This is a genomic window from Algoriphagus jejuensis (assembly GCF_039523455.1).
GTDB lineage: Bacteria > Bacteroidota > Bacteroidia > Cytophagales > Cyclobacteriaceae > Algoriphagus > Algoriphagus jejuensis.
Window position 1 is genome coordinate 22,408 of sequence record NZ_BAAAFI010000048.1, and the last position, 18,377, is coordinate 40,784.

Annotated in this window: 18 protein-coding genes; 14 read left to right on the forward strand and 4 right to left on the reverse strand. The window is 46.4% G+C overall.

Features of this window, described 5'->3' with window-relative positions:
• The first annotated feature begins 64 nt into the window (after window positions 1–64).
• Window positions 65–673: an LbetaH domain-containing protein gene (locus ABD031_RS20130; RefSeq protein ID WP_343854599.1), complete on the forward strand. Its 609-nt coding sequence runs from the start codon at window positions 65–67 to the stop codon at window positions 671–673.
• A 2-nt stretch (window positions 674–675) separates the two neighbouring features.
• Here ABD031_RS20130 and ABD031_RS20135 read toward each other — a convergent pair whose 3' ends face one another.
• The gene (locus ABD031_RS20135) at window positions 676–1,794 is read right to left on the reverse strand and encodes a sensor histidine kinase (RefSeq protein WP_343854602.1); all 1,119 of its coding nucleotides are present in this window, start codon (window positions 1,792–1,794) and stop codon (window positions 676–678) included.
• Window positions 1,795–2,029: 235 nt separating this feature from the next.
• On the opposite strand from ABD031_RS20135, the gene ABD031_RS20140 reads away from it, so the two are divergent.
• From ABD031_RS20140 to ABD031_RS20150, 3 genes are read left to right on the forward strand one after another with little or no spacing between them, the layout of a single operon-like run.
• Window positions 2,030–2,731, forward strand: a complete 702-nt coding sequence (locus ABD031_RS20140) for a LytR/AlgR family response regulator transcription factor (protein ID WP_343854603.1) — start codon at window positions 2,030–2,032, stop codon at window positions 2,729–2,731.
• A gap of 56 nt (window positions 2,732–2,787) precedes the next feature.
• Complete coding sequence (locus tag ABD031_RS20145) at window positions 2,788–3,204, forward strand: response regulator (RefSeq protein WP_343854604.1); 417 nt, start codon at window positions 2,788–2,790, stop codon at window positions 3,202–3,204.
• A 23-nt stretch (window positions 3,205–3,227) separates the two neighbouring features.
• Window positions 3,228–4,205: a metallophosphoesterase family protein gene (locus ABD031_RS20150; RefSeq protein WP_343854606.1), complete on the forward strand. Its 978-nt coding sequence runs from the start codon at window positions 3,228–3,230 to the stop codon at window positions 4,203–4,205.
• Between the two features lie 6 nt (window positions 4,206–4,211).
• Here the strand turns inward: ABD031_RS20150 and ABD031_RS20155 are convergent, their stop codons facing one another.
• Window positions 4,212–5,138, reverse strand: coding sequence for an EamA family transporter (locus ABD031_RS20155; RefSeq protein WP_343854608.1), 927 nt, complete (start codon window positions 5,136–5,138; stop codon window positions 4,212–4,214).
• A 223-nt stretch (window positions 5,139–5,361) separates the two neighbouring features.
• On the opposite strand from ABD031_RS20155, the gene ABD031_RS20160 reads away from it, so the two are divergent.
• The 8 genes from ABD031_RS20160 to ABD031_RS20195 all read left to right on the forward strand — a co-directional run bounded on the left by ABD031_RS20160 (window position 5,362) and on the right by ABD031_RS20195 (window position 12,867).
• A complete protein-coding gene (locus tag ABD031_RS20160) occupies window positions 5,362–5,823 on the forward strand; it encodes a GbsR/MarR family transcriptional regulator (RefSeq protein ID WP_343854609.1) in 462 nt (153 codons plus the stop codon).
• Window positions 5,824–5,895: 72 nt separating this feature from the next.
• A complete protein-coding gene (locus tag ABD031_RS20165; RefSeq protein ID WP_343854611.1) occupies window positions 5,896–7,266 on the forward strand; it encodes a TolC family protein in 1,371 nt (456 codons plus the stop codon).
• A 109-nt stretch (window positions 7,267–7,375) separates the two neighbouring features.
• A complete protein-coding gene (locus tag ABD031_RS20170; RefSeq protein WP_343854613.1) occupies window positions 7,376–8,428 on the forward strand; it encodes an efflux RND transporter periplasmic adaptor subunit in 1,053 nt (350 codons plus the stop codon).
• A 2-nt stretch (window positions 8,429–8,430) separates the two neighbouring features.
• Complete coding sequence (locus ABD031_RS20175) at window positions 8,431–11,589, forward strand: efflux RND transporter permease subunit (RefSeq protein ID WP_343854615.1); 3,159 nt, start codon at window positions 8,431–8,433, stop codon at window positions 11,587–11,589.
• A 239-nt stretch (window positions 11,590–11,828) separates the two neighbouring features.
• The gene (locus ABD031_RS20180) at window positions 11,829–11,996 is read left to right on the forward strand and encodes a hypothetical protein (RefSeq protein ID WP_343854616.1); all 168 of its coding nucleotides are present in this window, start codon (window positions 11,829–11,831) and stop codon (window positions 11,994–11,996) included.
• Window positions 11,997–12,003: 7 nt separating this feature from the next.
• Entirely contained in the window at window positions 12,004–12,237 is a 234-nt protein-coding gene (locus ABD031_RS20185; protein ID WP_343854618.1) for an acyl carrier protein, read from the forward strand.
• A gap of 139 nt (window positions 12,238–12,376) precedes the next feature.
• Window positions 12,377–12,505 carry a hypothetical protein gene (locus ABD031_RS20190; RefSeq protein WP_343854619.1) on the forward strand — a complete coding sequence of 43 codons (129 nt, stop codon included), beginning with the start codon at window positions 12,377–12,379 and terminating at the stop codon, window positions 12,503–12,505.
• On the forward strand, window positions 12,499–12,867 hold the full coding sequence (locus ABD031_RS20195; protein ID WP_343854620.1) for a GNAT family N-acetyltransferase: 369 nt from the start codon (window positions 12,499–12,501) through the stop codon (window positions 12,865–12,867). The genes ABD031_RS20190 and ABD031_RS20195 overlap by 7 nt, the downstream gene beginning before the upstream one ends.
• Before the next feature lie 351 nt (window positions 12,868–13,218).
• On the opposite strand, the gene ABD031_RS20200 is transcribed toward ABD031_RS20195, so the two are convergent.
• Entirely contained in the window at window positions 13,219–15,960 is a 2,742-nt protein-coding gene (locus ABD031_RS20200; RefSeq protein ID WP_343854621.1) for an outer membrane beta-barrel protein, read from the reverse strand.
• Between the two features lie 309 nt (window positions 15,961–16,269).
• Here ABD031_RS20200 and ABD031_RS20205 point away from each other — a divergent pair, with 309 nt between their 5' ends.
• Both ABD031_RS20205 and ABD031_RS20210 read left to right on the forward strand, forming a co-directional pair.
• The gene (locus tag ABD031_RS20205; protein ID WP_343854623.1) at window positions 16,270–16,527 is read left to right on the forward strand and encodes a hypothetical protein; all 258 of its coding nucleotides are present in this window, start codon (window positions 16,270–16,272) and stop codon (window positions 16,525–16,527) included.
• A complete protein-coding gene (locus ABD031_RS20210) occupies window positions 16,524–17,297 on the forward strand; it encodes a helix-turn-helix domain-containing protein (protein ID WP_343854624.1) in 774 nt (257 codons plus the stop codon). The genes ABD031_RS20205 and ABD031_RS20210 overlap by 4 nt, the downstream gene beginning before the upstream one ends.
• Here ABD031_RS20210 and ABD031_RS20215 read toward each other — a convergent pair.
• On the reverse strand, window positions 17,287–18,345 hold the full coding sequence (locus tag ABD031_RS20215; protein WP_343854625.1) for a toll/interleukin-1 receptor domain-containing protein: 1,059 nt from the start codon (window positions 18,343–18,345) through the stop codon (window positions 17,287–17,289). The genes ABD031_RS20210 and ABD031_RS20215 overlap by 11 nt on opposite strands.
• Window positions 18,346–18,377 lie beyond the last annotated feature (32 nt).

The following is an 18,377-nucleotide window of genomic DNA, read 5'->3' on the forward strand; positions in this document are numbered from 1 at the left end:
CATTTTTTTAAAATTTGGATTGTTATTTTTTCACAGGATTGACTGCAACCTGTCCGACAAATTCATGAACTTGATCATAGCGGGAGCAAATAAATTGGGAGAATATCTGGTGAGTAACTACTCGCAATTTCGACTGAATCATACACTGGTCGGCTTTGTAGACGACGACCCCAAGCTACAGGGAAAGACGTATGCAGGATTGCCCGTGTTGGGGCGAATAGATGCAGTGATGGAGATTGACAAAGTTGCACTGGTAATTGCGCTAACCAGTCCTAGTCAAAAGATTGATATTGTCAGACGTTTACTCTATCATCCCTCGCTGACCTTCCCCAACCTGTTTTCCAGCAAAGCCTGGGTTTCCCGAGACTGTATCTTTGGTAGGGGCAATCTTATCCTGGAAGGAAGTCTAATCAACTTTGGTACGCAAATCGGTAATTTCAATACCCTCGGCGAAAACTGTTCGATCGGGCATGAATCAGTAATCAGCGATTACAGCTACTTATGTGAATCAGTGCAGGTGGGTGGCTATAGCTTTTTGGAAGATTCGGAAATAATCGGAAAAGGGGTGGTAATCTCTCAAGGCGTGAGGATCGGAAGAGATACCGAGATCGGTGAAGGGTCTCGGGTTGAAACTGACCTGCCCAATGAATCACATGTGAAAAATAAGCCTTAGGCCTACTTGAATGGGAAGGAAACGAAAAACTCTGAACCCAATCCAACCTTACTTGTAAGCCAGATTTCCCCGCTCAGTTTTTTGGTGAGTTCCTTGACGATATTCAAGCCCAGTCCGGTTCCTTTGATATTTCCTACATTTTTAGCCCTATAGAACGAACCGAAGATTTGTTCGTGTTCGTCTTTAGGAATCCCCATTCCGTAGTCTTTTACCCTAAGTTCAAAGTAGGCCCCTCGATACTGTAAGTGGACTTCCGGCTCCATCGAATCCTCGGAATACTTTAGGGCATTTAATATAAGGTTTCGAAGGATATGAACCAGCAGACTGGGGTCTGTTTGAACCGTAACGTCCGTGTCTGGCATAAAGAATTTTACCTTTCGCTGATCCAAATTTTCCCGATTGATTGTTTCCACGAGCTCTTCCACGAAATGACCAATCTGGATTTTTTTTGGAGAGATCTTCATCCCCGGCTGTATGCTTTTTTCCAGAAGTAGCACGTCGCTCGTGATGTCTGTCAGCCGGTTGGTTTGCGTGACGATCTTATCCACATGGTTGATCACTTTGGCCTTGATCTCAGGGTTGAAGTCCTTTTTCAACAGCAGCTCAATCAGTAGCGCACTACTCAAGATCGTTGCCAGCGGGGTCCGAAACTCATGAGAAGCCATCGAAACAAAGCGCGATTTTAGCTGGTTGAGTTCCTTTTCCTTAAACGCCGTGTCCTTGAATTTCTTGAGTGAATTCTCCCGCCCGGTCACATCTCTCCCGATTGCAAAGATCGCTTTAATGCTTGCTTCTTTAGTATACTGAGGTTTAAATTCAAACTCAATCAGGAGCTTCCTTTTGGTTTTGGGCGTGGTCACCGGGATGACCATTTTTTGGTTGGGCTTCATCAGAGGAAGCGAGGGAAAATTCTCCAACACCTCGTTGATTTTTTTTCCAATGGAATTTGCCACTGATATCTCCAAAGTATTTTCCAGGGATTGGGACACAAATTCCACTTCCATTTGTGAATTGGTCAAAACCAAAATATCTTCAGATTGGTCGACGATCATCTGGAGTAGCTCTTCCGATAAACCGGACGGAAAGCGTGGGGAAGAAATAGATTGGTCTGAAAAGTTCAAGGTCTTGGATTGTAACTAGAGTAAAGGCAATATAAGAACGATTGATTGGGAAACACTTAGCATCACTTGCATGGCGAGCTTCACCTGTGAATAAAAGCAAATCTAATCCAAGGAGTGTTCTATTTCAATATTGCTGTCAGACGGTACATTTACAAATTGTAGCATAAACGGCTAATTAAAGAGTCAGTCCCTGTTGGCTGGAAGATAAATTACTGATGTTTCCTAAATTAATAGCATGAAGAAAATCCTGATTGTCGAAGATGAGGTCGAGTTGGCCAACAATATCAGCGAGATCCTATCAGATTTGGAATATCAAGTGGCGGCGATTGTGAACAGTGCCCCGAGCGCACTTCGTTTTTTAGAAGGAAATGAAGTTGACCTTGTCCTGATGGATATCTTGATCCAAGGCGATCTGGACGGGATTGATCTTGCGTATCAGATCCGTGAAAAATACAATTTGCCGATTGTGTTTAGTACTGCCTATTCCGGTACAGAATATTTGGAGCGCATCTCCTCTGACATTCATGAAGGGTATTTGTTGAAGCCTTTCACGCTGGATAGCTTGAAAACCGCGGTATTTTTTGGGTTGAAGCGGCATGCCGAGAAATTAGCCAAGGAAAGCAAGTCAAGTGGTTGGCTGAAAATTATGGATAAAGGATATTTGGTACCCGTTCCATTTTCCGAGGTTGTATACTTGAAGGCAGACGGCCTTTATACGAGGGTTTTCACCAAGGCCAAATCATATTTGGTCAGAGACATTCTAAAAAGCTTCGAAGAAAAGCTTCCAGCGGTAAGTTTCCTCAGAGTCCATAAGTCTTTTTTGGTAAATACTGCGTACATCGCTTCGTTCAATGCCAAAAGGATCAATGTAGGTGACACAAGCGTTCCCATCCGTAGGGGACTTTATAAAGAATTGATGGAAAGAATGTCTGTCTGATAGCCATCTTTTTTAAAAGTTGTAAAAAAAAGTAGTTCATAGTTGAAGCATATCGTATGAAGAGGTTTAAAGTTTTGATGATTGAGGATAATCCTGGAGACGTTTTGTTGACTTCAGAGGCGCTGGAAGAAAGCAAATATGTCATTGATGTAGACGTGGTTCACAATGGACGTGACGGTGTGGATTATTTATTTAAAAGAGAAAGATTTGAACAAAGTGATCGGCCTGATCTCGTTTTGCTAGACATCAATTTGCCTCTAAAGACAGGCCACGAAGTTCTACAAGAGATAAAGGCCAACCCCCGTACCCGGGAGATTCCGGTGATCATGCTCACGACATCGTCCATGCAGGCGGATATTCTGACCAGCTATCAGGAGCAGGCCAGCTGCTATATTGTCAAGCCTTCGGAGGCGGATCAGTACCTTGATTTCATCAAGGTTTTTGACAAATTTTGCAGTACTCTTGTGGTGTGATTTTTGAAATTTAACACCCGAACATGATCGAATTTTCTAGAAGAGATTTTCTGAAAGCCAGCTCGGTTTCTTTGCTAAGTTTGTGCATTCCAGAAGCTACCCTTCGACTTTTCTCCAAGAAGAAATACCTTAAAATCGGTCTCATTTCAGATCTCCACGTCGACATCATCTATGACGGAGAAGGCAGGCTGAATTCGTTCTTGGCTGCGATGAAAAAGGAAGCTCCCAATGCATTGATCCAAATGGGAGATTTTGCAATTCCCAAACCGGAAAATGCCGCAATGATTCAGGCCTTCAACGATGCCCATTTCCGGTCCTTCCATGTACTGGGCAATCACGACATGGATGAGGGATTTTCCCGAGAACAGGTCATTCAGGCATACGGCATGCCGACTCCCTACTACGCGACCGAGTTGGATTCCATCCTGCTGATTGTCCTGGACGGGAACGATCCCGGCTCGCCGAAATATAAAAGCGGATATCCATCCTACATCGGGCCGGAACAGCAAGCGTGGTTGGTAAGCGAGCTGGAAAAGGCCGAAAAGCCAGTCCTAATCGTCTCACATCAGCCGATTGCCGGGATCTATACGATGGACAATTCCCAGGAGATACAGGAGATTCTGAGCGGTTTTTCCTCTAAAATCCTGCTGGCAATCAACGGACACGCACATGTTGATCAGCACCTCCTTGTCGGTGGAGTCAATTACCTCCACATCAACTCGGCTTCCTATTATTGGGTTGGGGAAAAGCTTGCGCACGAAAGTCTGCCCAAGAATGTCCATGAAAAACACCCTGCACTCAAGTTTACCTGTCCATATTCAGAGGCTTTGTTTGCGCTGCTGATCATTGACCCGGCATCTGGAAAAATCACCGTGGAGGGCCAAAAATCTGAATGGATTGGGCCTTCCCCGCTTGACTTGGGTTATGCAATTTTGAGCAAGAGCGAACAGCGAGAATACCTGAATCCGGTGATCAGCGATAGGATACTAGCTGGATCTTAGATGGCTTCAGCTGGAGGATTGGGCGGTAGCCTTTTTTTCTTTGGTGCCCAAAGTCAGGAGAATAATCGTGACCAAAATGAAAACCGTACCGAGCCAATCCATCGGTCCGAAGTAAACACCCAGCCAAACGACCGCCACGCCAGCCGCGGCCAATGGCTCCACACTGCACAGCAAACTGGCCGTAGAAGCTTCTATTCTGGTGAGTGATTTGGAGAAAAAATAAAACGACAGCACGCTGCCAAACATGATGATGTACCCGAAAGCGGCAAAAGCTTCGAAATCCCAGCTTCCCTGAAATTTCCAAGGCTCGCTAAAAGGAATAAACGCCAAACCTCCGATCAGCATCCCCCAGCCAGTCACCGTCGCCGGAGAAAATCTCCGGAGTAAGCCGACCGGCTGTATGGTATAGAACGCCAGAGACAAAGCGGAAAGAATGCCCCACAGCAAAGCCGCCTCAGAGATCGCCAGCTGATCAAATGAGCCGTGTGTCACCAGTAAGAATATGCCGATCATTGCCAGAAATAGGGAAGCGTATTCTGATACAATCGGCCAACGTCTATTTTTGATTGCATAAAATGCCACTACAAACATCGGCCCGATGTATTGCAGGACAGTGGCGGTGGCGGCATTGGATAGGGATATGCTGTAGAAATAGGTGAACTGCACGCTGACCATGCCCAAAACCGCGAACAGTAGCAATTGGATCACATCGGATGGTTTTCGCCAGATTCGAAAGGTATCTTTGTTATTACGGGTCAGAGAGAAAATCACCAAAATAACGCCGGCACAGAGCATTCTCCAGCAGACCAGTCTTGCGGGCTCGAAGCCTTTCTGCTCAAAGAGAAATTGAGCGCAGGTACCCGAGATACCCCAAAAAACCGCTGAAGAAAGCGCCATTAAGATGCCCTGAATTTTTTGGGTACGGAGTGACATGCTTGGAGCTAGAAGAAATTGGGTCTGCGAAGATATTCCGAAATCTGTTAAAACCATCGGGAGAAATCTCCCAGTGTTAGTGGGGATGAATGGTAATTTTTGCCTTTGTCGGTCGGAAAAAGTGAACTTTCTAAAATTCGTCAAAAAAATTTGGTTCTTTTTTTTGTGAACTAACTGAACCAAATTACCTTTGTGGCGTTAATGATGCAAAACCAATCAACATATGCTAAGTGAAAAACAGAAAGAGTTGATCGAGCGGATCGGTGTCTTTCACGAGCACAAAGGGATGCAGCCGCTGGTCGGTAGGATCATGGGCCTGCTGCTGGTTCACGGCAATGCAGAAGCGACTTTTGAAGAGATCGTGGAGGAGTTGAGCGTCAGTAAGAGTGCCGTGAGCAACGCACTGACCTTTTTGCAGGCGAAAGACCGGATTACCTATCATACTAAACCGGGGGATCGGAAGCGGTATTTTTCGCTCCGTATGAAAAACTGGAGTGAGGAATTGGAGAGGGAAATGTTGGAAATCACCAAGATGAAGGACGTATTAGATGATGTGATCCAAGAACGGGACGACTCCTCTTGCCCGGAATTCAGAAAATGCCTAGTGGACTTTTCCGATTTTCTGGACTTCTTCAAGAATGAGATCCCTTCATTGTTCAAAAAATTCAGAAGTCAAAAAAGCTAAAAATATTTGTACTATAAGTTCGTTAAAAACAGAACCAACTATTTATAATAATAAACACTACTACTAAAGACAATGTTTCGAAAATATCTGATGTACACGGTAGCTCTTTTGATACCGGGACTGTTGTCGGCACAAAATTCGGTGTCGGAATTGGCTTTTACGGAGCCATTGACCCTGAAGGAGACCATTCAAATAGGATTGGACAACAACAGGAATTACAAAAAGGCCCTGCTCGACGAGGACAAGGCCAAGTATCAGCGCAACGAGATCAGGGGGGCTGGACTTCCTCAGATTTCAGCCTACGGCGATTACAACAACTTCATCGACGTGTATCCGCAGGCGATCCCGGGAGGAGGCTTCTTCGGGGGCAGTCCCGAGGATATCAACGTCATCGCTTTTGGCGTGCCTCAATCGCTGAAAGCAGGACTTCAGGTCAATCAGCTGATCTACAGCAATTCTTATCTTATCGGTTTGAAGGCCGCCAAGACAGGGGAGGATTTTTACAGACTTCTGGCGGAGCAGTCTGAGGAGGACGTGATCCATGAGATCGCTTTGAACTACCTTGGAGCGATACAGCTGGAACTTCAGAAGGAGAACTTGCTCGCGACCATCAGCGAGCTGGAAGGCTTGGAAAAAATCCTCCAGGCACAGTATGAAAACGACCTTGCCCGCAAGGTGGACCTCAACCGGGTGAAAGTGAATTTGACTTCTGTCCGTGCGGAGCTTGAAAACCTGGAGATCGCGATTTTCCAACGTGAAGGTTACCTCAAATTGGTCATGGGTATTCCAGTGGACACCGAGATCAGCCTTGATCTGAAAGTCACCGACATGAATCACATGGTGCAGGAGTTTCAGATCGCGGACTTGCATGTGGAAGACAGGAAGGACATTCAGATCCTCGGTGTGCAGGAGAAATTGTACGAGTACGAGTACAAAAACATCAAGTCAGAACACATGCCGCAATTGGTCGGCTTTGCAGACTTCAACAAAAGCGCATTCTCTCAGGAGTTTGATTTTGTCAGCAGTGGGCACAATTGGTATCAGGGGTTCCTGGTCGGACTGAAGCTGGAGATACCGATCTTCAACGGGATGCAGACCAAGTACAAGGCTGCCCAATCCAAAGTCACAGCGGAGCAATTGCAGCTGGACAAGTTTCAGGCCACCGATGCCGCTGAGCTGGAGTACCAAAACGCACTCAACAACTACTATAACTCGCTGAGTACGCTGAAGTCACTGGAGGAAAACCTCGCATTGTCCACCGATGTGCTCAACGAAACCCAACTGCTCTACAAGGAGTCGCTCAGTCCGCTTACCGATCTCTTGGCGGCGGAAGCAGCCGGGAGACAAGCTCAGGGTAATTACAACAACCAGATTATTCAAGTACGTCTTGCCCAGCTCGGCATTCTCAATTCTACCGGTAAGATCACTAACCTCATTCAGTAACGCCAACACCTGCCTATCATGAAATCGAGCATAACGAAAGACGTCACAAAAGGCGATTTTCATCAACTATGCGAGATTCCATGTGGCCTAAAAAAACAATCATAAGCACATGAAAAAATTAATTATCATCGGATTTTTATTCATTGGCGTCAGCGCCATTGCCTTCACGCTATACAACAACAAGAACGAACTGGAGGAAGCGGCCACATTGGCCATGAAGTCCAGCGAGTACATCTCTGTGACTGTGGAGAAAGTGGAAGAAAAAGATGTCAATCGGAATTTCGAAGCCAATGGCGTATTCGAACCTTCGCAAGAGTTGAAACTCATGTCTGAGACCTCTGGCGCGATCGTCAAGATCAACAAGCGCAAAGGCGACTATGTGAAAAAGGGCGACGTGATCGTGCAGGTCGATGACCGTCTGATCCGCTCGGATTATACCATCGCCCAGCTCAACCTGGAGCAGGCGGGCAAGGACGTGAAGCGTTACGAAAACCTCGCCAACACAGACGCGATCACCAAGAAGCAGCTGGAGGATAACCAGAAGGCGTACAACATCGCCGAGGCACAGTTTTCTGCTTTGCAAAAGAGACTGGATGATACCCAGATCAAAGCACCGATCTCGGGCTATATCAACGAGGAATACTACGAAATGGGCGCTTTGGTCAGCCCGGGAATGGCGATCGCAGACTTGATCAATACCTCCCAGCTCAAGCTGTCGGTTCACGTGACCGAAAATGAGATCTCCAAAGTGAAACTTGGCGATCCACTTTCTGTAAGAGTAAACGCGATCAAAGGGGAGACTTTCACAGGAAAGGTAGATTTCATCTCCAAGAAAGCCGACGGGTCCTTTAAGTATGAAGTGATCGTACTTATGACTGGCTCCAATCTGGACAAAATCAACCCAGGGATGTTTGGCACGGCGGCGTTTCAGTTTGCTCAGGATGGAAAAGTCCTCCAGATCAGCAGAAAAGCCATCGTCGGAAGCTTAAAAGATCCAGGAGTCTATACGATTCAGGACGGAAAGGCCGTGTATCGGCCGATTAAAATCAATCCATTGACGGAAGGCTCGATCGAGGTTCTTGATGGATTGAATGCGAGCGACGAGGTCATTGTCTCCGGCTTGATCAACGTGAAAGAAGGTACTCCAGTCAAAGTACAGTAACCATGCAGATTACAAAACTATCCATACAGCGGTCGTCGCTAGTCGTCGTCCTCTTTACTGTGCTGACTTTGCTGGGAATATTTTCCTACACCCAGCTGTCCTATGAGCTTTTGCCCAAGATGGAAACCAACATCGTGACTGTCACGACGGTCTATCCGGGTGCTGCTCCTTCCGAAGTTGAAACTTCGGTTACCAAGAAAATCGAGGATGCGATTGCGTCTCTGGAAGGTATCAAGGCGATGAACTCCATCTCCCAGGAGAGTATTTCCATCATTACGCTGGAGATCGAGACGGGCATCGATGTGGACCTTTCACTTCAGGACGCGCAGCGAAAGATCAATGCAATCTTGGGTGACTTGCCTGAGGGCGTCGATCCTCCGAGTTTGGGAAAATTCGATTTGGATGACATGCCGATCATGCAAATGGCGGTCTATTCCAACCTGAATCCGGCTCAGTTTTATGATTTGATCAAAAATAAAATTCAGCCTTCACTAGCCCAGATCAACGGGGTAGCGCAGGTGAACATGCTGGGTGGTACCGAGCGGGAAATCAAAGTCAATCTCGACCGAAACAAGCTGGAAGCCTACGGGATCTCTCCGCTGATGGTCATGCAGAAGATCAACACGTCCAACTTGGACTTTCCGACTGGTCGTCTTAAAAACGGCGAAGGTCAGGTACTGATCCGTTTGGCGGGGAAATTCACCGCCGTGAATGAGTTGAAAGAGCTGGTGATTGCCTATCGAAGCGATGAGTCGCCGATCCAGCTCAAGGAAGTGGCCGAAGTGGTCGATACTTTCAAAGATGAAGACATCCTGACCCGTCTTAACAACAACGACGCGATCGGTCTGACGATCCAAAAGCAGTCTGATGCCAACGCAGTGGAGCTTTCGGAGATCATCCAGGTTGAGCTTAAGAAGCTGGAAGGGTCCTATGCCTCGGATGGGCTTTCCTTCCAAATATCTCAGGACAGCTCCGACTTTACTCTGGAAGCAGCCAATGATGTGATCAAGGATTTGATCATTGCGATCGTCTTGGTGGCTTTGATCATGCTACTTTTCCTGCACAGTATCCGAAATGCGATCATCGTCATGGTGGCCGTGCCTGCTTCCATCATCGCCACCTTCACGGTGATGATGCTGATGGGCTTCACGCTGAATCTGATGTCGCTCCTGGCACTTTCGCTCGTAGTGGGTATCCTCGTGGATGATGCCATTGTGGTCATCGAAAATATCTACCGACACCTCGAGATGGGCAAGACCATCGCGCAGGCATCCTATGACGGGATTCGAGAGATCGGTGCGACGGTCGTGTCCATTACCCTGGTGATCATTGTGGTGTTTGTGCCTTTGGCATTGACGGATGGCTTGATTTCGGGGATTATCCGACAGTTCAGTATCACCGTTGCGGTGGCGACCTTGTTCAGTTTACTGGTGGCGTTTACCCTGATTCCGCTGCTGACTTCGAGATTTTCGAAGCTTGAGCACCTGAACAAAAATTCTTTCTTCGGAAAGATCGTCTATGGTTTCGAAAGAGGCTTGGATGCCTTTGTGGATTGGTTGATTGACATCCTGAGATGGGGATTTGCCCATAAGGTTGCCACATTGGCAATTACGTTCCTCTTGTTCATCGGTTCTTTCTTTCTAGTCGGTGGCGGATGGATTGGTAGCGAATTCGTGTCTCAAGGGGATAGAGGCGAGTTCCAGATCCGAATGGAATTACCAAAGGATGCGACGCTTGAGCAGACTAACTTCAAGACCCAAGAGGTAGAAAACTACCTCAGAACCCTCCCGGAAGTAAGTGAAGTATTCACCACGGTAGGTCGATCCAGCGGACAGTTTACTGGCTCACAAGCTTCTCCATTTACGGCGGAGATTGCCGTGAAGCTGGTGGATAAAAAGCATCGGGTTCAGAGCGGCCCTGAGTTTGCCAGAGAAGTCGAAAACTACCTGGAGGAAAAAATCCCGGGAGCAGAATATACCTCAGTTCCGATCTCTATCATGGGTACGGCGGCGGATGCGCCGATTCAAGTGATTGTTTCCGGGCCGGACAGAGACTCGGTAGCCATGACAGCGCGGAATATCGAAAATATCTTGCTCGGACTTCGTGGCACGAGAAAAGTCGAAAGCTCGCTGGAAGCCGGCAACCCCGAAATCCGCGTAGAAGTTGATCGCTTCAAGATGAACGAACTCGGTCTATCCATGGACCAGGTCGGCGGTACGCTACAGGTGGCTTTCAACGGGAACGATGATTCTAAATATTCCGACGGAGACTATGAATACGACATCCAGATCCGACTGAATGAGTTTGACAGAAGAGAGATCTCCGACGTGGAAAGTATCACGTTCCTCAACGGCAAAGGCCAACTCGTGAAGCTCGCGCAGTTCGCTGACGTAGTGCAGTCCGAAGGACCCACCAAACTCGAGCGTAGAGACCGTGTCGGCTCGGTGAAAGTAACTTCCCAAGTGGCCGGAGTACCATCTGGTACCGTGGGTGCTCAGCTGACGGCTGCGATTGCGGAACTTCAACTGCCTCCGCAGGTTCAGATCAACTACGACGGTGATATGAAAAACCAAAGCGAAGGCTTCGGGAGCTTGGGCGTCGCCCTCATCGCATCCATTCTCTTGATCTACCTGATCATGGTGGCGCTGTATGATTCCTATGTATATCCATTGGTGGTGATGTTTTCCCTGCCGATGGCCTTGATCGGCTCCCTGTTGGCTTTGGCACTGACCAAAAGCACGCTGAGTATTTTCTCGATCATGGGTCTGATCATGCTGATGGGTCTCGTGGCGAAAAACGCGATTCTCTTGGTAGACTTTACCAATCAGCTGAAAACCGCTGGAGTAGAAGTGAAAAAGGCTTTGGAAAAAGCGGTGAAGATCCGATTCCGACCGATCCTGATGACCACGCTTGCGATGGTGATCGGTATGCTCCCAATCGCTTTGGCTGGTGGAGCCGGTGCGGAGTGGAAAAATGGCTTGGCTTGGGTGATCATCGGGGGCTTGATGTCCTCCATGTTCTTGACCCTGGTTGTGGTGCCGGTGATCTACTACCTGTTTGATCGCTTCTTGGCGAAGATTGGTAAGGCAGAGAAAAAAGAGATTCCGCTTGACGAAACTCCAGTAGAGGAATTCGAATCCGAGGCCGCCGCTTACGTCTGATCCGAATTGGTTGATGATGAAGACGAAGCAGGGGCCTGATTTCTTCAAATTGGGAATTCGGACCCTGGCCTTGGTTTCAAGTTTATCTGGTGTATTTCCTGATGACAGGAACGGAGATCGAACTTGAGACGCTCGATTTTTCGAAGAGAGCTACTGGAGCATTGGGGCGACTCCTTTTGACCTACTTGCATTGGGACTGATCGGGTGCAGAGGCTGCTGAAATCCGTATCCGGGTAGCGATGGGTTTTGTAATGGCGGGTGTTTTTCCGGTGTTGGGGAATTTGCCGGAGTTAGTGATCGGGAACCGGGGAACTTGGGAGTTTATCCTCTTGGCGTATTTTCTGACCGGGTCAGGGGCGCTCTCCGAGATGTATTGGATATGGGTTGGAAATGAAAAAGAACATTAATAGAGCTATGATAAAAGGACATAAACTAGCAAAAAACCTGTCAAGGGTTTTTGAATCTTACGGAATTAGCCTGAATGGAAAGCAGGGAAAACTTCACCTGAAAAATGACCTGCACATGGATGAGGTCTTCATCAATGGATTGATCTTCGAACTGGAATATGTGTCCAAAAAGAATCTGGACAAGGACTTCAAGGAGCTGGAACTCCGACCGGTCAGCTTGATACAGGAGTTTGCTTCCTGACAGTAAAAGCAAATGGTTGTTTAATTACCCTCCCGGATTGAGTGATCGGTCCGGGTGTTTTTTTCGTCATCGCGAGTGAAGTATGAATGAATGATGTCTATAATTTCCTTCTATTTTGCAGGATTATTCGAGAAACACCATGGAAGACTTAATCCTGAGAAAAGCCAATTCCGACGACTCCGACGCGCTCTGGGAGCTCATCGAGCCGATCATCCGTGCAGGTGATACCTATGTTTTTTTCCCGATTCTTCCAGAGAAAAGATGCTGAACTATTGGCTGGGCGCGGACAAGGATACCTATGTGGCGGAGCTGGAGGGCGATGTCCTCGGGACTTTCTATCTCAAAGCCAATCAGCCAGACCGAGGCTCTCATGTCGTCAATGCCGGCTATATGGTGGGAGAGAAGGCCCGTGGAAAAGGCATCGCCAAAGCCATGGCGGAGTTTTCCTTTGTAGAAGCTAAGCATTTAGGCTACTCCGCGATGCAGTTTAACTATGTGGTGAAAAGCAATGAGGGTGCTGTAGTGCTTTGGAAGAAGATGGGTTTTGAGATAGTTGGGGAGATTCCCGATGCATTTTTGCACCCTACGCTAGGACTGACCAATGTGTATGTGATGTACCGGAAGCTTTGAGCGTATCAAGAAGCAAGAGTCAATTCTGTCGCGGAGTTTTCTGAAAATTCAAGAATTTGCGAAGAGAGGATGAGGGCTTATGACATCGAGTTAGGGGGACGAAAATTAAATTTCGAAATACTCATGTTTTCAAACCATAGTACACCCATTCCTTGATAGATACAATCTGCGTACCCGGACGTAGCGTGGAACTGGACGCATTTAAACGAATAATACAAGCTTGAGGAATTGCAAATCACAGAAATTCCTCGCAGACCTCTTATATTTTTGGTGGGGGCTGTGGGACGTAGCGTTCAATTTCCTGGCAAAAAAAATCCTTGGAGATCGTAGCCAAGGATTTTTCTGGTGATTTTAAAACATTTCGTTGTAGGTATCTTCATCCATTCCTTTGCTGAATCGTCTTAGATTGTAGGTAAACGACAACATAAAGTACTGCTGTAAGACGTTGGTTTGGATGTCTTCAATATAGGTTTCGGTCACGTTTCTGCGGACATTCGCATTTTGCCCAAGTAAATCGTAGACCATGACGCTGACTTCGCCTCTTTGGTTTTTAAATATTTTTTTACCCAAACTCATATTGATCAGAGAGAAATTATTATCAAATCCTTCACTTAGACCGGAGTTGATCTGATGATTGAGATCTAGTCGATAGATAATTCCCTGCCAGATGATCCAATTGAAATTGACGCGAAATCGCTGTTGAAAGTAGCTGTCGTCAAGGCTTGGGTTCAAGGTGTTTTCCACTTTGTTGAATGAGGACCGCGACCAAATGTTAAAATCGATCTGATCACTGATGCTGCTGTTGACGGAGAATCCCGTGCTGAGTCGTTGGGAGTTGTTGAAGCCTATCTCATCGTTTACCTGACCTGGCCGTCTGGTGACACTTACTCCTCCGTTGATGTTGAGTTTGGATTTCATAAAATCCAATGGCATGCCGTAGCTCAGCCAAGATCTCAAATCCCAATAACCATCCAAATTGACCGGTTTATTAAGCTGTGATCCTTTTTCCAAGATGATTCCATCCTGTATTTCCGTGGCTTCATCAGCAATAAATGTGCTGTTTGAGATGTAGTTGTCGACAAACTGGGATCGGGTGTAAAGAAACCAGCTTTTGTCAGTATCCGGATTTTGACTTCTAAATCGAACTCTAAACTCTTTGGAGTAGGATTGATCAAGATCGGGATTTCCTGTTCTGAGTTGTAGCGGGTTGGTGTTATCGATCACAGGCTGAAGTTGGCGCACCTGCGGCTCGTCGGTTTGCGTATCGAAATCAATCTGAATGTTTGTATTAGAACTGAATTTGTATTCAAAGCGGACGGTCGGCAAAACTGCGGTAAATTTTCGATTCAAAATAAAGTCTTGAGGGAATTCCTGTCGATTGTCGAGATTGGCATCTTGGTATTGGAGTTCTGTTTGGACGCTTAGCTTTTCGGTACGATATTGATATCCGATTTCAAATTCTTGTGTCAAGTAGTCACTTTGAAAGCTATTGCTCAGTGCCGTGTCCAGAAGCATAGTGCCGGATTCAAAATCTCCTCCCTCTACATTAAAGACTAGTTGATCAGAGTTATTTCCTCTGTTTCCGATCTCATACTCGGCTTCCAATTGCCCATTTTTTCCAATCGCTTCCGTGAACGAGATTCCGGCTTCCCATCGATCTCCCTGTCGCTCTCTAGTAGTTCGTTGATCAATATTTTCGACTCGCTCACCGGCTTCCTCGAAATAGAGGTTTCGTGCTTTTCGGTCTGATTCGTCATTGTCCCATCCGTTGTGCAGCATGCCACTGAAGGTTATGCTTCGTCCCGCCTTATTGAATTTATGTCCGTAAATCAATCTGTTGAAAAAGTCATATTCTTGATATTGACCGGTTTTTAGGTTATCTACCTGATTGATCAGGTTCGCGCCATCGGTAGTTTCCCCAATAAATGACGAATTTTCACTGGTAGATTTAGCCGAAAATCTGGGAATGAAGAGAATTCTATTGCGTTCGTCGATATTGTACTCTAAGCGTAGGTCGGCTTGGTGTTCATTTTTCACCTGTACATCAGCGGCAGTTTCGGAGTATTCTTGATTGGATTCGTCGGTAGTTACAAATTCCCGAAATTTATTTACGATACCGACATTCTCTCTCTTGGAGTAAGTGTAGCTTCCGCTGACCTTTATTTTTTCTCCCCAAAGATCGGTATAGTTTAATCCCAATATATTGGTGGTCACGACACCTTCCTGTGGTCTGCCGTCCGATTGTGTATTTGCATCACTGGTGTAGTTCAACATGTTCACATTGTTTGTCAAACCCGTAATCGTAACGCGTTGGTCTTCATCAAATGCATTGATACTTGCTCCTACTAAGTAGCGATCATCTGTCCCGTATCCGGCGGTAGTTTTCCCAAATTGTCCTTTTCTACGATTTTCTTTGGTGATGATGTTGATGGTTTTAAGACGTACCCCATCATCAAAACCACTCATCTGGGCTTTTTCACTTTTCTGATCAAAGATTTCGATACTTTGAATCACCTCTGCTGGGAGATTTTGGAGCGCGGCTTGGACATCGGTTCCGAAAAATGGCTTTCCGTCGACCAAAATCTGGGCAATATTTTCACCTTGAGCTTGAAGTGCACCGCCTTCAGCGACGACCCCGGGGAGTTTTTCGATCAGAACCTGGGCACTGGCGTCCTTCATTGTTTTGAATGCATCAGCATTGTACATTGTAGTGTCGCTTTTTTGGGTTCCGGTGGATCTTCGGGATGTCACGACCACTTCACCCAGGTCAGTGGCTTCTTCTTGGATGCTGAGTGATCCTAAATCGACATTAGAGTTTACCTCGAGTGTCCTAAAATAATTTTTGTAGCCCAGATATTGAATTTTAAAAAGATAGGTGCCTTCCCTGACATTCGCTATTTCGAATTCCCCGTCGATCTCAGATATTGTCCCGTAGGCTTGAGCTGAGTCCCGAACCGAAAGCAATAAGATGTTGGCATATGGAATCGGATCTTGTTTTCCATATTCCAGAATTTTGCCCTTGACTATGGAGGATTGGGAATACCCTGTGGTAAATCCACCAATAGTCAGGATCAAAAAGAATAAATATTTCATTGGTTTGGCGTATTCGGGTTATTGAGAATGACAAGAAAAGAGGAATCCGATGCTATAAGATACAAAGAAAGCCCCCGAAGGTTTATTTTTAATGGAAGAATAGGCTGAGCGGTTGAAACGGGGAATGAACAGTTGGCTTTTCGAATGAAGGGTTAGAAAAGAGCTTCGTATCGATCTTGAAGATTGACAGGTTATGATCCGAGATTTAATTCTGACAAACAGTGTCTGATTCACGTGTTGGTTTTTTTGTCATTTTTATGTTTATAAAAATGACATTTGTATCTTGGCTCATGAAATCTGAATGAGTTTATGGAACAAGCGGAAAAAATTAGCATCACCACTAAGACACTTGCGTCTGGCAATTGTCAGGTCAAATTTTTTGTAGAGGACCAGCAAAAGCCTCAATATGGCTACCTGCTAGTAACGGAGCCCAAGCCTGTGGGGGACATTATAGCGGAGATCAAAAGCCGACTGGAGCAGCGAAGAATGGAGACTCGGGATCTCGATCCATTTTTTCCGGTACTTCCAACGTCCCAGGAATTGGACTTTTATCTCTATTCGGCGTGAGCTGCCTAGCTTCAAACCTCCGGTTTTTGCGAAAGCAAAAGGCTATCACCCAGAATGATCTCGCAGATCAATTGGACGTGCAGCGCACCATGATTTCGGCTTATGAAGACGGTCGTTCCGAGCCCAAACTTGCGACGCTCCAAAAGCTCTGTGAACTTCTCCAGGTAGGAGTGGAGGAGATCCTGTCGCATGACATAGAAAAACTGGGAAGGAAAGCGATTCAAAAGAGGGGAATCAGTATTTTGACCATTGCGGCTGATGAATCAGACAATGAAAACATTACGCTTGTTGCTCAGAAAGCTGCTGCTGGATACTTGAACGGCTATGCTGATCCGGTGTATATGGAGACACTGCCACAGTTTCACTTGCCCAATCTTTCCCGACAGGGCACGTTCAGAGCGTTTGAGCTGTCGGGCGATTCGATGCTGCCCTTGGTTCCGGGGACAATAGTCGTCGGAGCCTATGTAGAGCAGCTGAAGGAAATCAAAAGTGGAAAAACCTATGTGTTGGTCACTCAAACAGAAGGAGTGGTTTATAAGCGGATATTTAATTATTTAGAAGAAAACGGCAGGCTGTTTTTGGTCTCTGACAATGAACATTACAAGCCCTATGAAGTACGGGGGGAAGAGGTGATGGAGATTTGGGAGGCTAAGGCATTTATCAGTACGGATTTTCCCAATCCGGGAGACAAAAAAAGACCACTGACCTTAGATGACCTAGGTAATATGATCCGTGATATCCATGCTGATCTAAGGAAAATTAAGGGTTAGTTTTCCTGATATTTACAGTGCCGGTGAACCCTGAAACGGGGAAATTTATTATCCCATACCAAGTCAGTCCGTCGTCATCGGTGCTCATGGAAATAGTGCCGTTTACATTCAGTGTAGTATTATAGTAGTCCACCAGTAAGTCCGTACCAGCTACCTTACCTTGTCCTTCAGCAGTGCGCGTGTCCAGCAGGTCATACTCGTAATACGCTACATCGGCTCCATTTTGACTGAAAGCCAAAACGCTGACCTTTTGCCCGTTTAAATATAAATCCCATTCTCCCGATATATCAGGGATGAATTGACCGGAATTCTGATCGTTTTCATGTAAGTCTGTTCCACTTGCTGACTCCGGAATGATATTGGCTTCCTGGTCAAAATCTGTCGATGCTTGTTCTTGATATTCTGGATAGGTATCTAGGTCATCGGGCACACACATCCCGATTAAAATAAGAAAGCCAACTAGGCCGCCGATCATCCAAAGGTAGTTTTTAGCCCACCAGCTTTTCGGTTGGGGAACGGGCGGAACAACGGGTCTTTGCGGATTGTCGCTGCGGATTGGATCAGGTGTCGGTTGCGGCTTCTTGGTGATGATTTTCTCCAAGACCTTTGTCAATTCTCCGACGTCGTAGTTCCAGCGCGAGCTAGTGAGTTCTTGCGCATGCTTGAGCGACAGCTCCTTCAATTCTTCCGGTAAATCCTCAGGGTCGGGCATTTCTGCACCGTTGACCAGAACTGGGATGACGCGGAGTTCTCGTTTGAGCGCTTCAGCTATTTCTTTTCTTACCCAATCGTCGGGTTTTTGAAGTCTGCTGACCCCTTTGCTGTCTACGACTTTCAGCCAATGTGGACCGATCATAGCAAGTAGAACCTTGCTTTCTCCCAAGGCTTTGGCGATGGATTGGTCGAAATTTAATCCGGCTTCAAGCGTTTCTACATCATAGAAGATGTTTTCTTGCCCGAAAACTTGCTCAAGTTTGTCCTTCAATCTGCCGGACTCGCCCGAAGTGTCTTCCCGCCGGTAACTAATAAAAATCTTTCCGCTTGCCATAAAAACCGCCTGATTTACATCTAGTTAAATTT

Excerpts from the sequence above, each read along its gene's own strand:
- ABD031_RS20130 (WP_343854599.1), top strand. The coding sequence starts at position 65 with ATGAACTTGATCATAGCGGGAGCAAATAAATTGGGAGAATATCTGGTG.
- ABD031_RS20140 (WP_343854603.1), top strand. The coding sequence starts at position 2,030 with ATGAAGAAAATCCTGATTGTCGAAGATGAGGTCGAGTTGGCCAACAAT.
- ABD031_RS20145 (WP_343854604.1), top strand. The coding sequence starts at position 2,788 with ATGAAGAGGTTTAAAGTTTTGATGATTGAGGATAATCCTGGAGACGTT.
- ABD031_RS20150 (WP_343854606.1), top strand. The coding sequence starts at position 3,228 with ATGATCGAATTTTCTAGAAGAGATTTTCTGAAAGCCAGCTCGGTTTCT.
- ABD031_RS20155 (WP_343854608.1), bottom strand. The coding sequence starts at position 5,138 with ATGTCACTCCGTACCCAAAAAATTCAGGGCATCTTAATGGCGCTTTCT.
- ABD031_RS20160 (WP_343854609.1), top strand. The coding sequence starts at position 5,362 with ATGCTAAGTGAAAAACAGAAAGAGTTGATCGAGCGGATCGGTGTCTTT.
- ABD031_RS20165 (WP_343854611.1), top strand. The coding sequence starts at position 5,896 with ATGTTTCGAAAATATCTGATGTACACGGTAGCTCTTTTGATACCGGGA.
- ABD031_RS20170 (WP_343854613.1), top strand. The coding sequence starts at position 7,376 with ATGAAAAAATTAATTATCATCGGATTTTTATTCATTGGCGTCAGCGCC.
- ABD031_RS20175 (WP_343854615.1), top strand. The coding sequence starts at position 8,431 with ATGCAGATTACAAAACTATCCATACAGCGGTCGTCGCTAGTCGTCGTC.
- ABD031_RS20180 (WP_343854616.1), top strand. The coding sequence starts at position 11,829 with ATGGGTTTTGTAATGGCGGGTGTTTTTCCGGTGTTGGGGAATTTGCCG.
- ABD031_RS20185 (WP_343854618.1), top strand. The coding sequence starts at position 12,004 with ATGATAAAAGGACATAAACTAGCAAAAAACCTGTCAAGGGTTTTTGAA.
- ABD031_RS20190 (WP_343854619.1), top strand. The coding sequence starts at position 12,377 with ATGGAAGACTTAATCCTGAGAAAAGCCAATTCCGACGACTCCGACGCG.
- ABD031_RS20195 (WP_343854620.1), top strand. The coding sequence starts at position 12,499 with ATGCTGAACTATTGGCTGGGCGCGGACAAGGATACCTATGTGGCGGAG.
- ABD031_RS20200 (WP_343854621.1), bottom strand. The coding sequence starts at position 15,960 with ATGAAATATTTATTCTTTTTGATCCTGACTATTGGTGGATTTACCACA.
- ABD031_RS20205 (WP_343854623.1), top strand. The coding sequence starts at position 16,270 with ATGGAACAAGCGGAAAAAATTAGCATCACCACTAAGACACTTGCGTCT.
- ABD031_RS20215 (WP_343854625.1), bottom strand. The coding sequence starts at position 18,345 with ATGGCAAGCGGAAAGATTTTTATTAGTTACCGGCGGGAAGACACTTCG.